Genomic DNA, 22,520 nt, shown 5'->3' on the forward strand with positions numbered 1-22,520 from the left:
CCTCCGGCCCACCCCACCATCAGCAAAGGGGCAGACTCTCAATGCCTTACCTCGTCATGGAAGATGTTTCCAAACGCTTTGGTGGCGTTCGGGCTCTTCAGGGTGCCAGCCTGCAGGTCAATGCGGGGGAGGTACACGGGTTGCTGGGCGCCAACGGCTCCGGCAAGTCAACCCTAAACAAGGTGCTGTCAGGCACTGTTAATCCCGACCAGGCGACAATCTCTATTGCTGGCGAGCCGGTGCGGATCACGCGACCCATCGATGCTCACCGTCATCACGTCGCCTCTGTGTACCAGCAGTTGTCGCTGGTTCCCGAGTTGAGCATTGCCGACAACTTGTCCCTCGGCACCGAGATTTCCCGCGCCGGATTCGTCGACCAAAAGAGGTCACGCCAATACGCGGAAGATGCCCTTGCCCATTTTCTTCCGGGAATGGATGACGGCATTACCCTGAACACCGAAGTTGGGGACCTCTCACCCGGATCGCAGCAGCTGGTAGAGATCGCCAAGGCCGTGGGCCGCCGTCCCCGCATCCTCGTCCTCGATGAAGCAACCGCCTCCCTGCGCCGAGACCAGGTCGAACTGGTCTTCTCCAGGGTGCGCCAGCTGGTTGACGAGGGCGTAGCGGTGGTTTTCGTTTCGCACCGCCTTGAAGAGGTACGCCAAATCTGCCAGAAGGCGACGATCCTACGCAACGGCAAGACTGTTGCCACCGTTGATATGCAAGACATGTCAGAAGCCCGCCTTGTTCGTCTCATGGTTGGCGACCTGGTCGAGGATGAAACAGAGAAGACCGAACAGACCCAGCGCGCCGTCCTCCGCGAAGAGGTACAGCTGGAGACCCGCAACCTTCACTCCGCCAACCTTCGGGGGATCAACCTGGACGCCCGAAAAGGTGAGGTAGTTGGACTCGGTGGTCTGCAGGGTCAGGGCCAGTCGGAACTACTGCATGTCCTCTTCGGTGATATCCCCAAGACCTCGGGTGAGGTCAAGATCGCCGGTGAAACCCAGAACTACCGCCGCCCCCGCGGGGGAATCTCCGCTGGCGTCGCCCTCGTCCCCGGGGATCGCGGCAGCCAGGGTCTGCTGATGACGCGCCCCATCCTCGAGAACCTCTCCATCATTAGCGGACGCAAACGTCTTGTAGCCAAGTGGTTCATCAACATGGGCCGCGAAAAGCAGGCGGCTGGCGCCGAAGTCGATCGCCTCCAAATCAAGATCGGCAACCTACGCGACGCTGTCTCCACCCTCTCCGGTGGTAACCAGCAGAAGATCGTCCTCGGCAAGTGGCTGATGAACGACCCGCGTGTCGTCCTCCTCGACGATCCCACCAAGGGCGTTGACGTCGGTGCGAAGGCTGAGATCTACGAAATTATCCGCACCCTGGCGGCAACGGGGGTCACGGTCATCCTCAACTCCAGCGATGACCAGGAACTGGTGGCCCTGTGCGACCGCGTTTTCGTGTTGTATGAGGGCGAGGTCGTCACGGTTTTGAGTGGTTCCGAAGTCACCCAGGACAACCTGGTCTCAGCCGCACTGCTTGTCGGTACAGCGGATTCCGCTGGAACCAAGGGAGGGAACTAATGACCGAAACAAAGACCGGCCTGATGGACGTCCTTCGCGATGGGTCGTGGACCAAGCGGTTCAACTTCCGCCTCAACTACGCCGTCACCCTCGCGCTGCTCATCCTGGCGGTGGTCATCAACGCCGCGCTGCAACCCACCTTCTTTACTCAGTACTCCCTGACCAGCAACTTCGCGACCTTCGCCCCGTTGGTCTTCGCGGCAATTGCCCAGGCCATAGTCATCATCGGCGGCGGCATCGACCTCTCTTTGGGGGCGCAGGTGGCTTTCATTGGCGTCGTGACTCTGAGGGTAATGGACGGCCAGGACTCGCGAATCTGGCTGGGAGTCATTACCGCGCTGGTAACCGGTGCCGCCTGCGGCGCCCTCAATGGCTTTATCGTCGCGGTGATCCGCCTGCAACCGCTGATCGCGACCTTCGCGACCTCATCCGTCTTCGCCGGCCTTGCCCTGGTGGTGTTGCCAACCCCGGGTGGGGCGGTCCCAGCTTCCATGGTTTCCGCCTACCGCATGGCCGTTGTGGCAATACCGGTGCCCATCCTGCTGGTCGCCCTCGGCATGCTGGCGTGGTGGGCGCTGTCGAGGACGCGCTACACGCGCCAGCTCTACGCCGTCGGTGGTAACCGTGAAGCCGCCTACGCCTCACTGGTGCCGGTGACTTCGGTCACGTTCCGCAGCTTCGTGTTTGCATCGATGTTCATTGGCATCGCCGCGTTGACCGTCCTCGCGAATACCGGATCCGGCGACCCGTTCATTGGCGCCAACATGGCGCTGGACTCCATTGCCGCCGTCGTCCTCGGTGGTATTGCCCTGTCCGGTGGACGTGGATCACCGTTTGGGGCTGTCGCAGGTGCGCTGATTTTGGCGATCTCCTCCAACATCCTCTTCTTCTTGAACGTCCCGACGACCTACCGGGCCCTGGCATCCGGCCTCATCATCATCGTGGCGCTGGCTCTTTCCGTGATGACGACTAAGAGGGGAAAAGCATGAGTACCGCAATCGACACTCCAGTTGAGGAACTGGCCCGGGAACGCAGTCTCGGTTTCCTGAAAAACCCTGTCCTCATCGCCCTCATCATCACGGTACTCCTGATCGTCGTGGGGCAAATCGTTTCCCCCGGCTTCGGGTCTTACAACCAGATTCTCGCGATGCTGCGGGTCGCGTCTTTTCTAGGGTTTATCGCCATCGGACAGACCATAGTGATCCTTTCGGGTGGCGACGGTATCGACCTTTCAGTGGGGAAGGTGGCGACCCTGGGGGCGATTGTCGCCTCGAAAATCATGGAGGGTTCCAACGACAACCTAGTCTTAGGGATCCTGATTCCGCTTGCGGTCGGTTGCACGATTGGCTTCTTCAATGGCCTTGGCATCTTGCTCCTGCGAATTCCCCCCTTCGTGATGACGCTGGGCATGTCCGGCGTGGTTACCGGGCTCATCCTTGCTTACACCGGCGGTGTTGCGGGAGGGCGAAGTGCTCCGGCTCTAACCGCCCTCGTCAACGGGCGCTGGTTGTTCAACATCCCGGGGGTCCTCTACCTTTGGGTCATCGCCACCATCCTCGTGACGATCTTCCTGCGAAGAACTTGGACCGGGTGGAACATCTTTGCCGTGGGAGCGAACCGCACGGCCGCTCGACTCTCAGGCATCCCGGTGATGAGGACGGTTCTGCTGTCCTATGTTCTCTCAGGACTCTTCGCAGTGGTGGGTGGTTTGATGCTGTTGGGGTATACGGAGACCGTCTTCCTGAACCTGGCCGACAACCTGACTTTGCCGTCGGTGGCAGCGGTGGTGATTGGTGGAACCCTGGTGGCCGGGGGCATCGGCGGCTACGTTGGCTCCGCCATCGGCGCCGTCCTGCTGACGGTGCTGTCCTCATTCCTCACCACCATCAATATGCCGGAGTCGGGACGAATCATTATCAACGGTGTTGTTCTCATCCTTCTACTTGCAGTTTACGGCAGGCAGCGGAAGCTGCGTGCGTAGGTGATTTTGTAGTTCCGCGTGGCTCGCGCGCGGGCAATTCCTGAAAGGACTGATTTTTCATGGCAGAACGTAGGACACTGGGTGTCGGGATACTCGGCGCGGGGTTCATTGGGAACTTCCACGTTGACTCATTCCGTGGAGTGCGTGATGGTGACATCGTGGCGGTGTGCTCCCGTCGCCTTGAGCGCGCAGCTGACCTAGCCGCGAAGGCGGAGGCGCTTGGCGTCGGCTCTGGCGTGACCGCCTACGACGAGATCGTCGAGTTGGTGCGGGACCCCCGGGTTGAAGCGATTTGGGTGTTGACGCCCAACTTCACAAGGGTTGAGGTCATCAGGGCGATTACGGATGAGGTGATTTCGGGTCGCGCAGAACTCAAGGCTCTTGCTATCGAGAAGCCTCTGGGGCGCAATGTGGCCGAAGCGCGGGAGGTTTTGGAGATGGTCCAGGGCGCTGGACTCCTTCACGGTTACCTGGAGAACCAGGTTTATGCTCCGGGTCTGGTGCGTTCACGCGAGATCATTTGGGCACGAGGAGCCGCCGGGTCCGGCTCTCCTTATCTGGCACGTGCCGCCGAGGAACATTCGGGTCCTCACAACACCTGGTTCTGGAATGGGGCGACAGAGGGCGGGGGTGTCCTAAACGACATGATGTGTCACTCTGTGGAGGCGGGCCGCTTCCTTCTTACCCCTCCCGGCACTCGCCTCTCCGAATGGCTGACGCCAGTGTCGGTGACGGCCACCATCGCCTCCCTGAAGTTCGGTCGTCCCGAGTACGCCAAGTGGTTGCAAGATAACTACGAGGGCGTCGTGGATTACACCAAGACCCCGTCTGAAGATTACGCTCACGCCGTCTTCGAGTTCATCAACGGTGATGGCGAACCTGTTGTCGTAGAAGCCACCACCTCCTGGTCGTTTGTCGGTGCCGGTCTCAGGCTGTCATTCGAGCTACTGGGGCCGGAGTACTCCATGGAGAACGACACCCTCTCCACCGAATCCAAGCTCTTCCTTTCCCGGAACCTGCAGCAGGCCGAGGGCGAGGACATGATCGAGAAGCAGAACGCCGAACAGGGCTTGATGCCCCTGCTTTCAGACGAGGCCGTCTCCTACGGTTACACGGGCGAGAACTCCCACCTCACCACCATGTTCCTCCAGGGTGAGCAGCCGCTAGAGGGTCTAGAATCCGGCCTCGAAGTCATCGAAATGTTGATGGCGGCCTACAAGTCAGCCGAACAGGGCTGCACCATCACCTGGCCCCTCGACCTCGAGGAGTTCGTCCCTGCCGTTGCCAAGGGGGAGTGGAACCCGCGTGGGTAGACGAGACGGATAGGTAGTGTCCACCGGTGGCCCGGACGCTGCGTTGCTGGTCGGTCCCCCTAGGGTGCCTTGGTCCCCTGCAGGTTGTGTTCGAGGTCGATTTGGTGGGGTTTCTCGCCCTCACCAGCTCCGAGGAGCCCGTAGGGGACCGAGGCTGTCCGTTTGGTAGAGGACGTGCCGCGGCTGTCGGGCGTCTGCCGGAGCTGATGGCGCGTCGGACGCTTGCCAGCTTGCGGGTGGGGGCGCCGACCGACGACTTGCGATGGGCCCCAAGGGCTCGCCTAAAGCTCAGGTAGAAGGTGGTTTAGGGCCCTGATGAGGGCGTTGAGGCCCCGCGGCGGCGGATCAATGGCGGACCGACACTCGAGAGAAGGGGTATCGGCGTCAGACGGTTTGCTAAGGACGGGGAGCACGAGCGTGGGCACACATGCTTTCTTCTGCGGGGTGCATCGCACTGTGGACCAGCGTAAACGGCCGCGAGACCACCTAGGAACTTCCGCGAGACCACCCCGCAACTACGGCGGGATCACAGGCGAACTTCGGCGAACCTCCGCGGATCTCTGCGCGAGCCTGCCAACACAGACTTCAACAGGGCGACCTCTCCCGCAGCCTGCTTGCCTGCCGTCAGTACCGGCGCGACTTCGCCAGTAAGAGCGGTGACGCCTCCGCCCACATCAACGGGTCGGGCACCCCCGTGACAATTCCGTGCTGCGACAGCAGTTTGCGCAGCCAGTCCATCAGGGGTGTCAGCTTCTTCGCCTGGTCGTAGGTGATGTTGATGACCCGCCAGTCCGCCGCCTCCAGCATCTGTTGCCTCGCTACAAACCTGTCGGCAACCCCGTAGGCCGAGGTCGAGGACTCCCCGAACTTGCCCCTGCCGGTCACCTCGATCGCCAGTTTGGCGGTTGGAACCCCAATGTCTATGCGGAAATTCTGCTTCCCCGCCGTGACCGGCACCTGGGTGAGGACGCTCGCGGACTTCTTCACGATGGATCGCAACGACCACAGCACTATGGACTCAGCCGGAGACTCAAGGCCGCCATCGGCGCTGGCCAAGAGCGCCCTCGTCCTGCGAATCCTTGGAACGGCGCCCAAAGTATCCAAGTCCTGACGTAGAGCCTGCCTGACAATCTGCACCCGTTGTCGCGACCCGGCCAAGTCGCGGCTATCCCACCGCGCAAGATGCCGCAGTAGCAACGAGACATTGTGAAACGCCTGAAGAGGGTGGAGTAGCCGACACAAGTCAAACACAATCAGGTGCGCCGGCGCGATCCGAATGCCCGAGTGAACCCCGGTTTCGTAAGGGTCAACCTCCACACCCTGAGCGGCGAGGCGATGCCCGAAGGAAGTCTCCCCACTACCCCGCAACTGTTTGGTCTTGTGCCGAATCTGCACCAACCGCACCTCAGGGACCCTCGCGTTGTGGACGGGAACCGCTGGTAACACGCACTTGTGTCCGGACCGCCGGACCCGACGAACCACGACATCGGGATTGTTCCACCACGGTTGTAAACCAAGGATGACGAGGGCGGATTCCCCGCTAAAGACAAAGTCACCGTCCTCGGCGGCGTTGCGGGCGCGGGTAGAAATCAGGTGCTGAACCGTGAGAATCCGCGCTTCCGCGACCCTCTGCCGAGTCACCCACGGCTTCTCAGAGGCGTGCAATTTGCGCTGACTCAAATGGGTGCAATGCCCGATCTGGACAAATCCATTGCGGAGAGCGCGCGCCGTCGACACGCGGTTCGTCGAGGACGTAACCACCAGGTCTGAGTGTCGAATCTCCATACCAACACTTTGCTTGAAGCAGTGCGGGCTGGAAACTTCAGCATCACCAATCTGGGGATAACGCCGGGGTGGCCGTCCTGGGGAAACCGCTTCCGGGGACTAGTGGGTTCTGTACGCGCTGGGCGGAGTCCGTGCCCCAGACCGTGATCCGTACTACTATTTATGGGGTTAGAGATCATGTACGCGGCCCCAAACGGGGGCTTCAAGCGGACTTTCTAAGAATGAGGTAGTGCCATGAAGAAGTTCATCAAATCCATTTTCTGTCTAGGTCTTCTTGCTGGTGGCGCGGTTGTTGCCATCCAGTTCCAGCCGGTGCGTGACGCCCTGAAGAAGATTGGCGTGCCGCTCTAGGCGGCCGAGTTGCACACCCCGTTTGCGGGGTGAGCCGAAACCAGCCCCATGCTCCGAGTTGAGTGTGGGGCTGTGTTGTGCCCGTCCCCACGGGTACCGCCGTGCTCCGCTCGCCTGACGTTGTGGTCCGGCTCCCCTCCGCTCGCCTGACGTTGTGGTCCGGCTCCTCTCCGCTCCCCTCCGCTACCGGCGGCCCCTTCGGGGTCGGTTGGTCCCCTGGAGGTTGGGTACGAGGGCGAATTTGGCTGCAGAATCGCCCTGCGGGGGACCGAGGCGCTTCCGGGGGGCCGTGGGCAGGTGCGGCATGAGGGCACGGGGTAGCGCGCTCGTTGGAGGTGAACCGCTGCCAGCGGCGTCGCTTGCGGTACCGACGCGTGATCTGGTCGTCCCCCGGGTTCGACTCCGCGCAGTTTGCGCGGGTGGCCCCAGGCTCTACTTCTTCGTCGGGGGCATGCTGCGGCGGTTGTGGCTCTCTGTGGTGGCCGTCGTGGTTGGTCCCCACGGGGTTGGTTGGTCCCCTGGAGGTTGGGTACGAGGGCGGATTTGGTCGCAGAATCGCCCTGCGGGGGACCGAGGCGCTTCCGGGGGACCGAGGGGGTACGGCGGCGTGGGTGCGGGGGTTGGCGGGTATGGGAGTGCTGGCGTCGGTGGCATCGGCAGCGGGGGACCGTGGGAGAGCCCGCCCCGCGGCCCACTGCGTCCCATCGCACACACCTCCACATTGACCCAGACTTACCCGCGCAACTACGCTGTTTCCCGGTACTCGATTTGTCGGGTTCCCAGCCTGCACCGGCCTCAGGGCCAGATCCTCCCTCTTTTGGGGGTGGGGCAGCGTGCAGCAGCGGGCTCCAGTTCCGTCGGAGCTCCGGGTGTCATCCTCCTGGCCAGGATCCCAGATCCAGGTTTCAGTCATGGCACACCGGCCCCTGGCGGTGGTGTGTGCGCAGGGGATCAGCTAAGTCGACCAAAAACCGAAATGGGTCGCGCACCTGAAAACGCACGGCCTGCAACAGAAGAGACGGAGCAGTAGTGCCAACAATTCAACAGTTGGTCCGCAAGGGCCGCAAGCCCAAGCCGCGGAAGGCCAGCACCCCCGCGCTGAAGGGTTCCCCTCAGCGTCGCGGCGTATGCACCCGCGTTTACACCACAACCCCTAAGAAGCCGAACTCGGCGCTGCGTAAGGTCGCCCGTGTGCGCCTCTCCAGCGGCATGGAAGTTTCCGCTTACATTCCCGGCGAAGGCCACAACCTCCAGGAGCACTCGATGGTCCTGGTCCGTGGCGGCCGCGTCAAGGACCTCCCTGGCGTTCGCTACCGCATCGTCCGCGGCGCGCTTGACACCCAGGGTGTCCGCGACCGCAAGCAGGCTCGTTCCCGCTACGGCGCGAAGAAGGAGAAGAAGTAATGCCACGTAAGGGTCCAGTCCCCAAGCGTCCCCTGGTTGACGATCCGGTTTACGGCTCAAAGCTGGTTTCCCAGCTGGTCAACCGCATCCTTCTGGATGGCAAGAAGTCCATCGCCGAGGCGATCGTTTACGGCGCCCTCGAAACCGTCGCAGAGAAGACCGATCAGGATCCAGTCGTCGTGCTGAAGCGCGCCCTCGACAACATCCGCCCCGCCCTTGAGGTTCGTTCCCGCCGTGTTGGTGGCGCAACCTACCAGGTCCCGGTTGAGGTTCGCCCCTCCCGCGCAACCACGCTGGCCCTGCGCTGGCTGGTTGACTTCTCACGCAAGCGTCGCGAGAAGACAATGACTGAGCGTCTCGCAAACGAAATCATGGACGCTTCGAATGGTCTTGGCGCTGCTGTGAAGCGTCGCGAAGACATGCACAAGATGGCCGAATCTAACCGCGCCTTCGCGCACTACCGCTGGTAGTCGCAGGGTTCGACTAACACAAGTAAGGATTACTCGTGGCACTTGAAGTGTTGACCGACCTCAACAAGGTCCGCAACATCGGCATCATGGCTCACATCGACGCCGGCAAGACCACCGTGACGGAACGCGTTTTGTTCTACACGGGTATCAACTACAAGATTGGCGAGTCGCATGACGGCGCCGCCACCACCGACTGGATGGAGCAGGAGAAGGAACGTGGCATCACGATCACTTCTGCCGCTGTGACAACGTTCTGGAAGGGTTACCAGATCAACGTCATCGACACTCCCGGTCACGTTGACTTCACGGTCGAGGTCGAGCGCTCACTGCGCGTCCTCGACGGCGCCGTCGCCGTTTTCGATGGTAAGGAAGGCGTTGAACCGCAGTCCGAAACCGTGTGGCGTCAGGCTGACAAGTACAACGTTCCGCGCATTTGCTTCATCAACAAGATGGACAAGCTTGGTGCGGATTTCTACTACTCGGTGAAGACGATCATTGATCGTCTCGGCGCGAAGCCGATCGTCATGGAGTTGCCGATTGGCGCTGAAAGTGATTTCAGCGGCGTCGTCGACCTCATCACCATGCGTGGCCTCACCTTCCCCGCGAAGGACGAGGACGGCAACGCAACCCTTGGTGCGCTTGTGGTCGAGGGCGATATCCCCGCCGACCTGCAGGCCAAGGCCGAAGAGTACCGTGAGAAGCTCATGGAAGCCGCAGCTGAGGGCTCCGAGGAGCTCATGGATGCTTACCTTGAGAACCTTGAACTGACAAACGAGCAGATCAAGGAGGGCGTCCGCGCCCTGACCATCTCGGGTGAAGCGTTCCCGGTTTACTGTGGTACCGCCCTTCGCAACATGGGTGTGCAGCCCGTCCTCGACGCCGTCGTTGACTTCCTGCCTTCCCCTCTGGACGTTGGCGCAATGGAGGGCTTCAAGCCCGGCTACGAAGAGGACGGCAACACCGAGGTCCGCCAGCCGGACGAGGACGAACCGTTCTCAGCCCTGGCGTTCAAGATCGCGGCTCACCCGTTCTTCGGCAAGTTGACGTTCATCCGTGTTTACTCGGGCAAGGTTGAAACCGGTTCGCAGGTTCTCAACTCCACCAAGGGCAAGAAGGAGCGCATTGGAAAGATCTTCCAGATGCACTCCAACAAGGAGAACGCTGTTGATGCCGCTCACGCCGGTCACATTTACGCTGTTGTGGGTCTGAAGGACACCACAACCGGTGACACGCTGTGTGCAATCGACAAGCCGATCGTCCTCGAAACCATGACGTTCCCCAAGCCCGTTATTCACGTGGCTGTGGAGCCGAAGTCGAAGGCCGACCAGGAAAAGATGAGCATCGCGATCCAGAAGCTCGCGGAAGAGGATCCCACCTTCTCCGTTGAACTGGATCCGGAGACCGGCCAGACCATCATCGGTGGTATGGGCGAACTTCACCTGGACATCATCGTTGACCGCATGCGTCGCGAGTTCAAGGTTGAGGCAAACGTCGGCAAGCCGATGGTTGCCTACCGCGAAACCATTCGCAAGGCTGTCGAAAAGCTGGAGTACACCCACAAGAAGCAGACGGGTGGTTCCGGCCAGTTCGCTCGCGTCATTGTCGCGATCGAGCCGATGGAAGCCAACGCAGAGGCCGAGTACGAGTTCGAGGACAAGGTCACTGGTGGCCGCGTTCCGCGTGAGTACATCCCCTCGGTCGACAAGGGTATGCAGGCCGCCATGGAGTCCGGCGTCCTCGCTGGATACCCGCTGGTTGGCATCAAGGCAACCCTGCTCGACGGTGCTTACCACGACGTTGACTCTTCGGAAATGGCGTTCAAGATCGCCGGTACCATGGCAATGCGCGAGGCCGCCAAGAAGGCAAGCCCCGTCCTGCTGGAGCCGGTTATGGACGTTGAGGTTCGTACTCCCGAAGAGTACATGGGTGACGTGATTGGCGACCTCAACAGTCGTCGTGGGCAGATCCAGTCGATGGACGAGGCCGCAGGCGTTCGCGTCGTACGCGCCCTCGTACCACTGTCGGAAATGTTCGGTTACGTTGGTGACCTGCGTTCGAAGACCCAGGGTCGCGCTGTTTACAGCATGCAGTTTGATAGCTACGCCGAGGTCCCACGTAATGTGGCCGAGGAAGTTATCGGTAAGTCTCGGGGCGAGTAACCCCGGGGTATAAACGTAGTTTCGGGGCACATCCCGCCCCGAAACCGCGTTTCCCCTCACAAAATCAAATAGGAAACCCCGTAGTTGCGGGCCCCCGTTGTAGAGTTACTTCGGGCCATAGGCTTCTATCAACTACCCCGAGTCCAGGAGGACAAAAGTGGCGAAGGCCAAGTTTGAGCGTACAAAGCCGCACGTCAATGTCGGCACCATCGGTCACGTTGACCACGGCAAGACGACGCTGACCGCAGCGATCACCAAGGTTCTGGCAGACAAGTACCCGGACCTGAACAGCTTCACCCCGTTCGACAAGGTCGACAACGCACCTGAAGAGCGCGAACGCGGTATCACCATCAACGTTTCCCACGTTGAGTACCAGACCGAGGATCGTCACTACGCACACGTTGACGCCCCTGGTCACGCTGACTACGTCAAGAACATGATCACCGGTGCTGCCCAGATGGACGGCGCAATCCTGGTGGTTGCAGCGACTGACGGCCCGATGGCCCAGACCCGCGAGCACGTTCTTCTGGCACGCCAGGTTGGCGTTCCCACCATCCTCGTCGCACTGAACAAGTCCGACATGGTTGATGACGAAGAAATGCTTGAGCTGGTTGAGGAAGAGGTCCGTGACCTTCTGACCAGCCAGGGCTTCGACGGCGATAAAGCTCCTGTTATCCAGGTTTCCGCACTGAAGGCGCTTGAGGGCGATCCGGAGTGGGGCGCGAAGGTTGCAGAGCTCATGGAAGCGGTTGACACGTACGTTCCCACTCCGGAGCGCGAGATGGACAAGCCGTTCCTGATGCCGATCGAGGACGTGTTCACCATCACCGGTCGTGGCACTGTTGTCACCGGTCGTGTTGAGCGTGGCAAGCTGCCGATCAACTCCGAAGTTGCCATCCTGGGTCTGCGCCCGGAGCAGAAGACGACCGTTACCGGTATCGAAATGTTCCACAAGCAGATGGATGAAGCTTGGGCAGGCGAGAACTGTGGTCTGTTGCTTCGTGGCATCAAGCGTACCGATGTTGAGCGCGGTCAGGTTATCGCGATCCCCGGTTCGATCAAGCCTCACACCAAGTTCAAGGGTCAGGTTTACATCCTCAACAAGTCTGAGGGTGGCCGTGAGAAGCCGTTCTTCTCCAACTACCGTCCCCAGTTCTACTTCCGTACCACGGACGTCACCGGTATCATCCAGCTGCCTGAGGGTCGCGACATGGTCATGCCTGGCGACACCACCGAGATTGACGTTGAGCTGATTCAGCCCATCGCCATGGAAGTTGGCCTCGGCTTCGCTATCCGCGAGGGCGGCCGTACCGTTGGTTCAGGTAAGGTCATCGAGATCGTTGAGTAGTTAGCACGCAACGCGGCTAGCTACCGCAATGCAACTGCTTAGGGCCTTAGGGCTCAGCAAGGGCGGGATCCCCAAAAGGGGTCCCGCCCTTTTGCGTGCCCGCGCTGTGCGTGCTCGCGGCCCTGGCGCCCGCCGCTCCCTCACGTGGTTGGCCCCTCAGCGGCACCTCGGTCCCTCTGAGGGGTGATCCCACGCGGTTTGTGGCCGCCTTTGTTACCTACGGGGGACCAAGGTGCCTCCAGGGGACCAAGGCGTCCGGTGTGCCGGCCGCCGTCGTCGTCCCGTCGTCGTCCCTTCGTCGTCCAGTCGCCGTCGCCCGCTGGCCCACCGCCACCTGCCCGACCGCGTTGTCGGTCCTCTCCCGACCCCGCGGTCACCCGCGTTGTCGGTCCCCCCCACGGTTCCTCGGTCCCCTGCAGGGCGGGAGAACGATTCAAACTGCAACCAGATACGACATCCGCGGGACCGAGGCGCCTAGATGGGGCCAAGCTCAAGTGGTCGCAAGCGACGTGGTTTACGCGGCCCCAGACGCCTTCGTGACAAGTACGGACCAGGTGATTGCGTTGAGTAGTCAAGAGGGCTGGGGCCTGAGCGCCCTCGCGACCGCTTCTCTACGCTGAGTGGCGAGGGCGTGTCACGCAGCATGCGCCTACCCGGAGCAGTTGGTGGACGTTTAGACCTCCGGGCTTCAGACACGGGCAGACCCTCTTACCCGCGCAAGCGGGAGCACGTGCGCAGCATGTAACGCCGTTAGAACGGGGTGAGTCTCTTGGAACTTACTATCGTCCTCGCTCTGTTTGGCCTCATTTATGGGCTCGCGAAGGAAATCTAGCCTTGATGGTCGTGGCTATCTGATTACGTGTGTGGTGACGGGGTGTTTGTGCCGATGCGCCCCCAAGCGCCTCGCCGGTAGTCGCCCAGCCCTGGCTGCGCCTGCGCTCTATGGTCATCGGTCACTGCCTCGCCGCTCCCTTGGCGTGGTCGGTCCCTCAGCGGTGCCTTGGTCCCCTAGAGGGAGGATTCCACACGCCGTTGGGTCGTTCTTGTCACCTGCGGGGGACCAAGGCACCGCTGGGGGACCAAGGCGACCAGAGGAGACTGTGCAGACTCCTGCGGGGTACCCTCATACCAAGCACGCCGAAGGAGGCACCGTGAAGAACGCGATCACGAGGACGCTGGTTGGCGCCGTAGCCGCCGCGGCCCTCGCCATCACGGCCACCTCCTGTGCGGGCTCGGCGGTCAACCCCGAACCTCCCGAGCCGGCCACCACAATCGGTTCCCCACTCGAACTTCCGGTGCCGGCCGAAGCGCCGGCAGCCGCGCTGAACGACACAATCAATTCGCGCCATTCCGTCCGTACCTTCGCCGCTGAGCCCCTTTCCCAGACGGACCTTGCCACGCTTCTGTGGGCCACCTACGGCTACCGCACCGATGGTGGCCGCACGGTCCCGTCGGCTGGCGGCCTCTACGCCCTTGCCATCTTTGTTGCGATCGGGGACGTCGAGGGCGTTTCGCCCGGCATCTACACCTGGGATCCCGCAACCAATCAGTTGGGAAAGATGTCCGAGGGCGATCCGCGTACCCTCCTCCAGGGCGCCGCCCTCGACCAGTCCGCTATTGGCGAAGCCCCCGCCACCATTGTCATCGCGGGTTCCCCAATACGTTTGGAAGATAAGTACGGGGAGCGCGCTGGACAGTTCACCTTGAACGAGGCCGGGCATTCATCCCAGAACCTCCTTCTCATGGCCACTGCCCTGGGTCTTGGCGCGGTCCCAATCGGCGGTTTCGAGGACGATGAGGTGAGCGAAGCCTTGGATCTTCCGGCTGGGGAGATCCCGTATTGCCTGGTCCCCGTGGGTCTTCCCACCACCTGAATCTGGCATTCGGTCTAACCCACGGGTGTCCGACCCCCACCGATGGTCGAACCTCAAACGTGCTCAACCATAATCTCTGGACGGGTGGGTGAACGGGTGGCTTGCTGACCCGTGCTGGGGTGGGTATCGTGGGTACCCCACCTGCAATCATCCCCTTGGCAATTGCCGCTCAGGTGTTGGGAGCATTGAATCAGGAATGTGGTGCAGCATGTCGAATCTGAGTCGCACGGCTCCGAAGTTGTCGAAGTTCCATTGGAAGAGGCCCGACCTGGTCCACACGGTCCTTGACGGATCATCCCTTACTGTTGTTCGTGCGCCCGTGGGCGCTGGGAAGACTGACCTGCTCGCTGAGGCTGCCCTTATGGCAGCGTGCGATGCTGCTAGCAAAGTCGTTTTCATACACGGTGAGGCTATTAACCAGCTGAGCTCGGGCGTCGTCTGGGAAGTCGGCGCGGCGGAGCTGGGCGCTCCAACCGACGACGCTACCGCCACAGCCTCCCGCGAGCGCTTCTTCCGCGCCGTCGCCGCAACCAAAGAGCGCATCTACCTCTTTATTGACGACTCCTTCTTCCTAACACGTGAGGACACAGAGTTCATCCTGCTCCTCTTGCGCACCTTCCGGAACCTTTCCGTCGTCGCGTCTTCACAAACCCGCTCGCCTTTGGAAACCCCCCGCATGCTGATGGTCAGTGACTTGAGTGTGATTGATGCAAACCGATTGGCATTCACCCCCGGCGAGGTGCGGGATTACCTGCGCCACCATGTGCCGGCCGTGAGTGACGCCCTCGTTGACACAGTGTTTGCAAACTCGCAGGGGAATGTCGCCATGACGAAGGCTGCCGTCCAGCATCTCACCCAGGCCGGAGTGTCGGATCTACCGGCCGCGCTGACGAACCTTGTCTCTCACATGCATGCATCATCGGGAGTTGTCGACCTTGGGGCCGCCCTACAGGATGACGACTTTGCTGACTTCATCTTGCAGGTCAGCGTCGTGGACTCTTTCTCTCAGAAGCTGGCTCGCACCCTGACTGGACGTTCCGACGTTTCGACTCTACTCGGAAGAGCTGAGCAACTTGGTCTTGGTGTTTGGGGCGCCTATTCCCCTTCAACGTTCACCTTTTCACCGCTGGTCCTTGATGCGTTGAGCGAGGTGCGCCGCCTCCGGCTGTCAGATCGCACGATCGCGGCCGCGGTCCGCACCGCAGTGCAGGTTTTGGTGGACGAGGGCGAACCGGCAGTTGCCCTCCTCACCGCCCTCAAAGGTCGTGACTACGCATTGGCCGATGACGTCCTCATGGGTAACTCTGACTTCATTCTGGCCTTGACTCCCGAAGCGCTCCTCCCCATCATCCAGTGGGTGCCCGACACGGTGGCTGACCGCTATCCGGAGTTGGGTTGCCTAGCGGCTATTTCCCTGGGTGGAACCAGCAACAGCCGTGCCCGCTCCATTGATATCTTGAGCCGAAGCGCTGCCGCGGCCCGTTCCCTGCGTGACCGTTCGGACCCGTTCCGCGATGCCCTTCTTTATACGACGGAGGGCACCGCCCTGAGGAAGAGTGGCCGACCTGCCCGTGCCCTTGAGGTTGCGCTTAAGTCCGCTGAACTCTTGGAAGTCGTTTACACCAACTCTGGAAAGCCCATCTCGAGCCGCGCTGACTTCGCTTCCATCAGTAACGCCGCCTCAATGATGGCTGCCGGTGCCTTCGAGGAAGCTCTCCAACCCCTCATCGCAGTCGCCGAAAATGGGTCAAGTAAACCGATGCGCACTCTCGCCAACGCCCACCTTGCTGCCATTGCAGCCCTGTGTGGGGATCTGGTGACAGCAGACCGCGCGGCCAGCAACGTCGTATTCGGCCCTGGCTTTGCCGAGGGCGGAAGCATCTTCGCAGAGACCGCCTCCTTCATGATCACTTTGTACGAGGCCGTTCGCGCAGTCGAAATGTTCGACCTCGAACGTGCTTCCGACCTGCTCTTCTCCGTCAGTGGCACAACATTCGCGGAAGAGTATTGGAGTACTGTCGCGACCGTCCAAGGTTTCATTGACCTTCTCTCCGGCACGCCGCGGGAGGGGATCGCTCGCCTGCAGGCTTCGCGTACCCGCCACTCCGCAGAGAGCCTGACGGTTCGGACGAGGGCGATGCTGGACTACACCGAGCAACTCATGGCCGCCGCCCTCGGGGAAAACCTCAACTTGGATGAGTTCCGCGACAACCTCGACATGCGCACAGCCACCGCCATCCAACTGCTTTCTTACGGGCGCGGACTGTTCCATGCCGGCAAGCTTGGCCCAGCACTGCGAGTCCTAGCCCGCGTCCACAAACGCAAAGATGTCACGGTGCGTGTCCGTGCGGAGGCCCTGGCACTTGAAGCTGCCATCCTGCTTCGCTTTGACGCTGCTGATGATCTTGCTGGCGTCCTCGGCAAACTGGTGGCCACCCTCTACGAAAACGGTAGTCGTGTCTCTTTGGCTCTCCTCTCTATGGACGATGCTGCCGCCCTGGCCGAGGCCGAAGAGTTAGCGGGGGAGAGTGGCTTGAACGCCCTTCTCCGAGAAGTCCGCTCCGGACCCCTGCAGCTAACGGTCATTACCCCACTTTCGGCTAGGGAACAGCAGATCCTGGAGCAACTCAAGACCAAGGACACGCTTGCTGAGATCGGCGAACGTCTCTTCATTTCGGAGAACACCGTCCGCACCCACGTCAAGTCCATCTACAAGAAGCTCGGCGTCTCCAAACGCCAGGATGCCCTTGGTGTGGCTGGCGTCAGGGGTCTTTTCAACCAGTCGTAAGCGGGCCTACCACCCCGCGCATAGCACGCTCTCAAGACGCCTCACAACCCATTCGGCGTGTCTCGAACACCCGGGTGATTGTCCGGGTGAGTAACTTTGCCCATTGTCCAAACGCCCTGACCAAGGACCTAGATTCGGTATCAATGGTGCCTTGTGTGAACGGTGTTATGTGTTCGCAACAAAGCAAATCGAGGGCTTGAAGCGGACGTAGCTATACGCCCCTTATGTACGTGTACTGAGCAAGTTAGAGCGATAGAGCGGTTGGAGAATCAAATGGCGCGAAGAGCTGGACCCAAGCACAGCACCAGCGTGGAGGAAACCTACGCAAGAGGACGTATGGGCGCCCTGGCAGCATTAGCCACCCTCGCCCTTGTCGGCACCGGAGCCGCAGGCGCATTCGCCGCCACCTCCGCTGCCGACATTGAGGCTGACGGCGCCGCACCAGCAGTTGCAATGCTTGCGGACCCTGCTGCGGACTCAACCGCGGACCTCCAGGTCGAGGGCCCAGCCGAACCAGGCACGACCGAACCAGTCGTAGACCCAGGCACGGGTACCGACACTGACCCAGGGGTCATCACACCTCCAGACACCACCACACCACCGGTGACGGACCAGCCGGCGCAAGAGGACCAAGGTTCAGGCGCCATCGACGTAGTCGAGCCTGACGTCGTGACGGACGAGGCGACTACAGAGTCCGTTGAGGGGGGAATTTCCCCGTTCGCAGTGGGGATTCCGGACGGCGCCGGTCCCCCCTACGTCTACTGGACCGTGGAGGACGAAGCGGGCAACCTTGTGCCGGGAGCGACGTTCAGCTTCGAGCGTCGTAACAACGACAATGGCTGGACCGGGACTCGCAGCGTTACCGACTGTGTCGATAGCGGCTGCACGGTTGTAGACCGAGATAGCGATGCGGGCGAGTTCCTGGTGAAGTGGATCACTAGTAACACCCCGGGAGGCAGCCCCTCGGGAACTGGAGCGAGCAACGTGATCCAGGCCGGGAGCAGATACCGAGTCCAGCCCGTGACAGCGCCCCCTGGGTACGAATGGGTCTCGTCGACCAGCTGGGTTGACTCGAACACCAAGACGTGGGTTGGGGATTCTGCAGCCGATCGTACGCTCGACTTCGGCACGTTCAAGGTGCGGCGGCTCGAGACCAAACCCGTCTGTGCAGCCGGATACGTATACGCCGTCACCGGCAACGGGCAGCTCCGCCAAGTGGCTCCAGGCGGCAGCGTCACCAACCTCGGGACACGGGCGTCAGATGTGAGTGGCTTCAACGGTGTTGGCATTGGGGTGGGGGCGGAGACCGCCTACGCGTACGAGCGCACAAACGATAGTAAGACCGCCCAGCTATACGAATACAACACGACGACAGGAACCTGGTCCTCCCTGCCAGTGTCGGTCGACTCCGTAAGTGAAGGCCACACCGTCACCTTTGTGGCTGGAGGAGTCGACCTTTCCACAGGGAAGTACTACTTCGGTGGTTTTGCTAAGACGACGACTAGCTATCCGACTCGCTACAATGTTGATTTCCACCTCTGGGAGTACACTCCGGGCGGCACTGCTGCCCTATATAAGGGGTATGTTCGCGTTGTGTCTAATGCGACCACGGACCCGGGAAATACTAACGGAGACCTTGCTTTCGACTCGCAGGGCGTCATGTACATCGTCCGGGGATGGACCGTTACTACTGGGAGCGTATGGTCTCCTACATATACTGGTTGGGTACAGCTGAGCAGCGTGGGAAAAGATGCCTTGCTGAACGCTGCGGGAGGCAGCATTACTGGGAGCACTCTTACCGCCCAGAATACGGGCAGCACCCAAAACGTGAATGGAATCGCTTTCGATGACACGGGCAAAGGGTTCTTGGGCTCTGGCTCCCGACTGGACTCGTTTGATATGCCCGGTTGGACCAACCAGACCCACGTTGTAAGCACTGGGTTGGGTACCACAGTTTCCACTTCCACAGACCTTGCCTCCTGTACGTCGCCACCAACGGTCACACTGCAGAAGTACATTCAGGGTGGGCGCGTCGCTGCGGGAGACGAGTTCGAGCTGATCTTGGAGGAGGGCACGGGCTCAGGGGCGCTTGAATTAGGAAGGCAGATCACGGATGGGCCCGCCTCTGGCCTGCAAACGAAAACGGTCGGGCCTGTTCCGACCAGACGTGGCGTCGAGCTCCATTTCTCGGAAGAGGCGGCAGGCACGACCGATTTAGATAAGTATGCATCGAGCTACCAGTGCACTCTGACTTACAAAGACGGATCTACCGAACCGTTGGATCGTAAGGACGGGAGGGCAGGATCAGTTACGATCCCGCCGAACGGAGAGTCAGTGGTTTGTGAGTTCCGCAACTCTCCGCTGGTCGCGAACGTCGTGGTAAACAAGCAGGTCACAGACCTCAAGGGCGAGAACCCGCGACCCGACTCGGGATGGACGGTCGGCGCAACCACCGAAGCCACGGTCGGCAGGGCAACCCAGGCGCCGACTGAGTCGACCCTGGAGACAGATGAGAAAGGTAACGCAGCCTGGAAGATCACGTTCAATGCCTATGATGATCGTGCGACCGTAACGGTATTCGAAAACGTAGATAGCAAAACCGGCTACGAGTTCGACAGCGGTTCGTGTGTCGTCACTCATCTAGACGGCTCTAAGACCCGTACACCACTGCTTGGTCCGGAAGAGACCGCCCTCGAACGCATCAAACCGGGCGACCAGGTTGCGTGTACATACACGAACCGACCCCACGCCGGCACGCTCACTCTCGTCAAGAGTGTCGATGGCGGAACCGCCACTGCGGACCAGTGGGCGCTGACTGCCACAGGCTCGAGCCCGGGTGTCGGCAAGGTCATTGACGGCGCCACCACCGGTACCGACGACGCAACCGCGGTTGTCCCAGCGGGCAGCTACATCCTGACTGAGTCTGACGACATTACAGGCTACGAACTCAAAGATCTTAAATGTGTAAAGACCGGCACGAAGGAGCCTCTCGAGCTGACAGGGGACGACAAAAACGTCGTGTCACTCGAGAACAAGGACGACGTGACCTGCACGTTCACCAACGCCCCGCAGAAGGCGTTGCTCACCCTTGTGAAGAAGGTTGAGGGCAGTGATATCACTGGCGCCCTAGGATCAGCAGCGACCGCCTGGACACTATCGGCCACCAATGGGACCGAGATCAAGACGGGCCGGACGGAGACTACATTTGAAGTTACCGAGGGCACCTGGACCCTTGCTGAGACAGGGAGATCTAGCCAAGAAACCGTAGGCTACGACTGGACCAGCCTCGAGTGCAAGACGAAGGGCGGCGCTGCGATTTTCGGGACGAGTAAGGATAATCCCAAAGTCAACTTGAAGTTCGGTGATCACGTCACCTGTACCTTCACCAACAAGGCAAAGCCTGGCTCAGTGACTTGGAACAAGATTGACGAAGCAGAGCGACCTCTAGCTGGGTCCCAATGGCAGATCAAAGATGCGGATGGCAACGAGATCGCCGCGACCATTACAGAGAAACCAGTTGGAACCTTCAGTGTAATCGGCCTCCCATGGGGTGAGTACACCCTGGCGGAGACTGTGGCGCCCCCCGGGTACCAGCTCCTCGCTGATTCGATCGAGTTCAAGATCGGTCCGGACGGTAGCACCTTCGACCTTGACGTAATGCTCGAGGATCAGGTGAACACCATGGTCACGGGCCCAGCTCTTCCGCTTACTGGCGGTCAGAGCGCCGCAATGTTCACCATTCTTGGCGGCGGACTCCTGGCCGGAGCCCTAGCGCTTACCGCAATGAACCGCAGGAAGGGGGGCGCAGCACATCGAGCATGAGCTCGTGGACTACACGTCCTACCGACCGAACAGAAAGAAACTTCTTGCGTCCGAAAGACCCAAGGAAACGGAAGGAAACGCAACCAATGTCAACAACTAGAAAACCGCTGGCGAGGAGAATCCTCGCGAGCATAGGCGCAACAGCCTTGGGCGTCGTTGGCGTCGCAGGGCTGGCAACAACGGCAATGGCAGATGACGATGGGGGTGGTGAAGACCCAACTCCCGTGGTGAACCTCGGCAACATCAATCCCGAAGAAGATGCCTCGCTGATTATTCACAAGTACGACGGAAACCCCGGCCTGGCTGGCAACGGCACGGCGATCACTGACACCGAGAGCCTGGGCAACGCGCTCAGCGGCGTCAAGTTTAGCGTCTGCCCGGTGCTCTACAACAGTGAGGCCATCGACCTCACTACGTACCAAGGCTGGGTCGACGCGCAGGGCGCGAACATCACCAATGTCCTTCCGCCGCCAGTGACCGATCCGCCAACGCCCGCGGGCCCGTACAGCCTCGGTGCCTGCACCGAAGTGACAACAATCAATGGCGTCGCCACCTACCCGGCGACCGGCAGCGCGGCATTCGGCCTGTACTTCGTGACGGAGACCGATCCGGGTGACAACCTGATCGTTTCCCCCGTGCAGGACTTCCTGGTCAGCATCCCCTACCCGAATGCAGACGGATGGCTCTATGACGTTCACGTTTACCCGAAAAACAAGGTCGACAACAACGAACCAGAGAAGACTGTTACCGACCCGGGCGCGAACTTTGCCGTTGGGGACACCCTGACCTGGACCATCACCAAGGAGCTTCCGGCTCTGGCCACTGGTGGCACGTTCACCAAGCTCATCATCACCGACCAAGTGGACGGCCGTCTCGCCCTGGACGCCGACGACGTCACAGTCACCGTCAGCGATGTGGCTTTGGTCGACGGTGACTACACCGTGACCGTCGAGGGCAACCTCGTGACCGTCACCTTCAACAAACCTGGTCTGGCGAAGCTAGAGGCTGGCAAGACCGTCACCGTCGTCCTCGAAACCACGGTTGAGACGCTGGGTGAAGATGAGTTCACCAACCAGGCGTTCGTGAACGTCAACGATGCCGTGCAGGGCACCGGCGAGCCTACGGTCTACTGGGGCTCAGTTGAGCTAACCAAGAAGGATGCTGCGAACCAAGCACTTCTTTCCGGCGCAAAGTTCGAGCTCTACGACTCAATCAACGGCACCAAAATCAATACCACTCCGGCTCTGCTGGTTACCGACGCTGACGGTACGTTCACCGTGAATGGCCTGTGGGTTGGTACTTCCGCCGACGCGGAGAAGGAATACTGCCTGAAGGAGATCGAGGCACCTGCCGGCTACACCACCCCGACTGGCGATGCCGCCTGGACGTGCTTCGACGTCGCCGCAGACGGACTCACCCCTGTTGAGGTGTCTGTGGACAACACCAAGCAGACCGGACCAACGTTGCCCCTAACCGGTGCCAGCGGCACCCTGCTGATGACCATTGGTGGCATTGGTCTGGTTGCTGTTGCTGGTGGTCTGTACTTGGCGACACGTCGCAAGGCACACCAGGAGTAGTAGAAACACATTGGTTCCTGCCCTAACAGACAGGGACTGAGCCCCGACGGTGGGGAGAGCGCTAT

13 protein-coding genes and 1 pseudogene are annotated in these 22,520 nt (G+C 60.9%); 13 read left to right on the forward strand and 1 reads right to left on the reverse strand.

From position 1 onward, the window contains the following. The first annotated feature begins 41 nt into the window (after nucleotides 1-41). The 4 genes from IDL90_RS05985 to IDL90_RS06000 are packed head-to-tail and all read left to right on the forward strand — an operon-like array spanning nucleotide 42 to nucleotide 4,877. Complete coding sequence (locus tag IDL90_RS05985; RefSeq protein ID WP_187994761.1) at nucleotides 42-1,583, forward strand: sugar ABC transporter ATP-binding protein; 1,542 nt, start codon at nucleotides 42-44, stop codon at nucleotides 1,581-1,583. Then, complete coding sequence (locus IDL90_RS05990; protein ID WP_187994763.1) at nucleotides 1,583-2,572, forward strand: ABC transporter permease; 990 nt, start codon at nucleotides 1,583-1,585, stop codon at nucleotides 2,570-2,572. The genes IDL90_RS05985 and IDL90_RS05990 overlap by 1 nt, the downstream gene beginning before the upstream one ends. Further along, nucleotides 2,569-3,564, forward strand: a complete 996-nt coding sequence (locus IDL90_RS05995) for an ABC transporter permease (RefSeq protein WP_187994765.1) — start codon at nucleotides 2,569-2,571, stop codon at nucleotides 3,562-3,564. The genes IDL90_RS05990 and IDL90_RS05995 overlap by 4 nt, the downstream gene beginning before the upstream one ends. A gap of 59 nt (nucleotides 3,565-3,623) precedes the next feature. Beyond that, on the forward strand, nucleotides 3,624-4,877 hold the full coding sequence (locus IDL90_RS06000) for a Gfo/Idh/MocA family protein (protein ID WP_187994766.1): 1,254 nt from the start codon (nucleotides 3,624-3,626) through the stop codon (nucleotides 4,875-4,877). Nucleotides 4,878-5,501: 624 nt separating this feature from the next. Here the strand turns inward: IDL90_RS06000 and IDL90_RS06005 are convergent. Next, nucleotides 5,502-6,662 (reverse strand): hypothetical protein, encoded by a 1,161-nt coding sequence (locus tag IDL90_RS06005; protein ID WP_187994768.1) that lies wholly within the window; start codon nucleotides 6,660-6,662, stop codon nucleotides 5,502-5,504. 1,380 nt (nucleotides 6,663-8,042) lie between these two features. On the opposite strand from IDL90_RS06005, the gene rpsL reads away from it, so the two are divergent. The 9 genes and pseudogenes from rpsL (at nucleotide 8,043) to IDL90_RS06045 (ending at nucleotide 22,455) form a co-directional block, all read left to right on the forward strand. Next, nucleotides 8,043-8,417, forward strand: a complete 375-nt coding sequence (gene rpsL / locus IDL90_RS06010) for a 30S ribosomal protein S12 (protein ID WP_182141290.1) — start codon at nucleotides 8,043-8,045, stop codon at nucleotides 8,415-8,417. Beyond that, nucleotides 8,417-8,887 (forward strand): 30S ribosomal protein S7, encoded by a 471-nt coding sequence (rpsG, locus tag IDL90_RS06015; RefSeq protein ID WP_182141289.1) that lies wholly within the window; start codon nucleotides 8,417-8,419, stop codon nucleotides 8,885-8,887. The genes rpsL and rpsG overlap by 1 nt, the downstream gene beginning before the upstream one ends. A 35-nt stretch (nucleotides 8,888-8,922) precedes the next feature. Further along, the gene (gene fusA / locus IDL90_RS06020) at nucleotides 8,923-11,046 is read left to right on the forward strand and encodes an elongation factor G (protein WP_182141288.1); all 2,124 of its coding nucleotides are present in this window, start codon (nucleotides 8,923-8,925) and stop codon (nucleotides 11,044-11,046) included. A 157-nt stretch (nucleotides 11,047-11,203) separates the two neighbouring features. Next, complete coding sequence (gene tuf / locus IDL90_RS06025; protein ID WP_187994770.1) at nucleotides 11,204-12,394, forward strand: elongation factor Tu; 1,191 nt, start codon at nucleotides 11,204-11,206, stop codon at nucleotides 12,392-12,394. A gap of 754 nt (nucleotides 12,395-13,148) precedes the next feature. Next, nucleotides 13,149-13,226: pseudogene (locus tag IDL90_RS11850) on the forward strand (prepilin-type N-terminal cleavage/methylation domain-containing protein); the annotation flags it as partial. Between the two features lie 319 nt (nucleotides 13,227-13,545). Further along, nucleotides 13,546-14,268: a SagB/ThcOx family dehydrogenase gene (locus IDL90_RS06030; protein WP_187994772.1), complete on the forward strand. Its 723-nt coding sequence runs from the start codon at nucleotides 13,546-13,548 to the stop codon at nucleotides 14,266-14,268. Between the two features lie 208 nt (nucleotides 14,269-14,476). Then, a complete protein-coding gene (locus IDL90_RS06035) occupies nucleotides 14,477-17,056 on the forward strand; it encodes a LuxR C-terminal-related transcriptional regulator (RefSeq protein WP_187994774.1) in 2,580 nt (859 codons plus the stop codon). 273 nt (nucleotides 17,057-17,329) lie between these two features. Continuing rightward, nucleotides 17,330-20,878 carry a prealbumin-like fold domain-containing protein gene (locus tag IDL90_RS06040; RefSeq protein WP_187994776.1) on the forward strand — a complete coding sequence of 1,183 codons (3,549 nt, stop codon included), beginning with the start codon at nucleotides 17,330-17,332 and terminating at the stop codon, nucleotides 20,876-20,878. A gap of 86 nt (nucleotides 20,879-20,964) precedes the next feature. Next, nucleotides 20,965-22,455, forward strand: coding sequence for a SpaH/EbpB family LPXTG-anchored major pilin (locus IDL90_RS06045; RefSeq protein WP_187994778.1), 1,491 nt, complete (start codon nucleotides 20,965-20,967; stop codon nucleotides 22,453-22,455). Nucleotides 22,456-22,520: the final 65 nt, after the last annotated feature.

The sequence above is a fragment of the Schaalia sp. JY-X159 genome, assembly GCF_014525425.1.
GTDB lineage: Bacteria > Actinomycetota > Actinomycetes > Actinomycetales > Actinomycetaceae > Scrofimicrobium.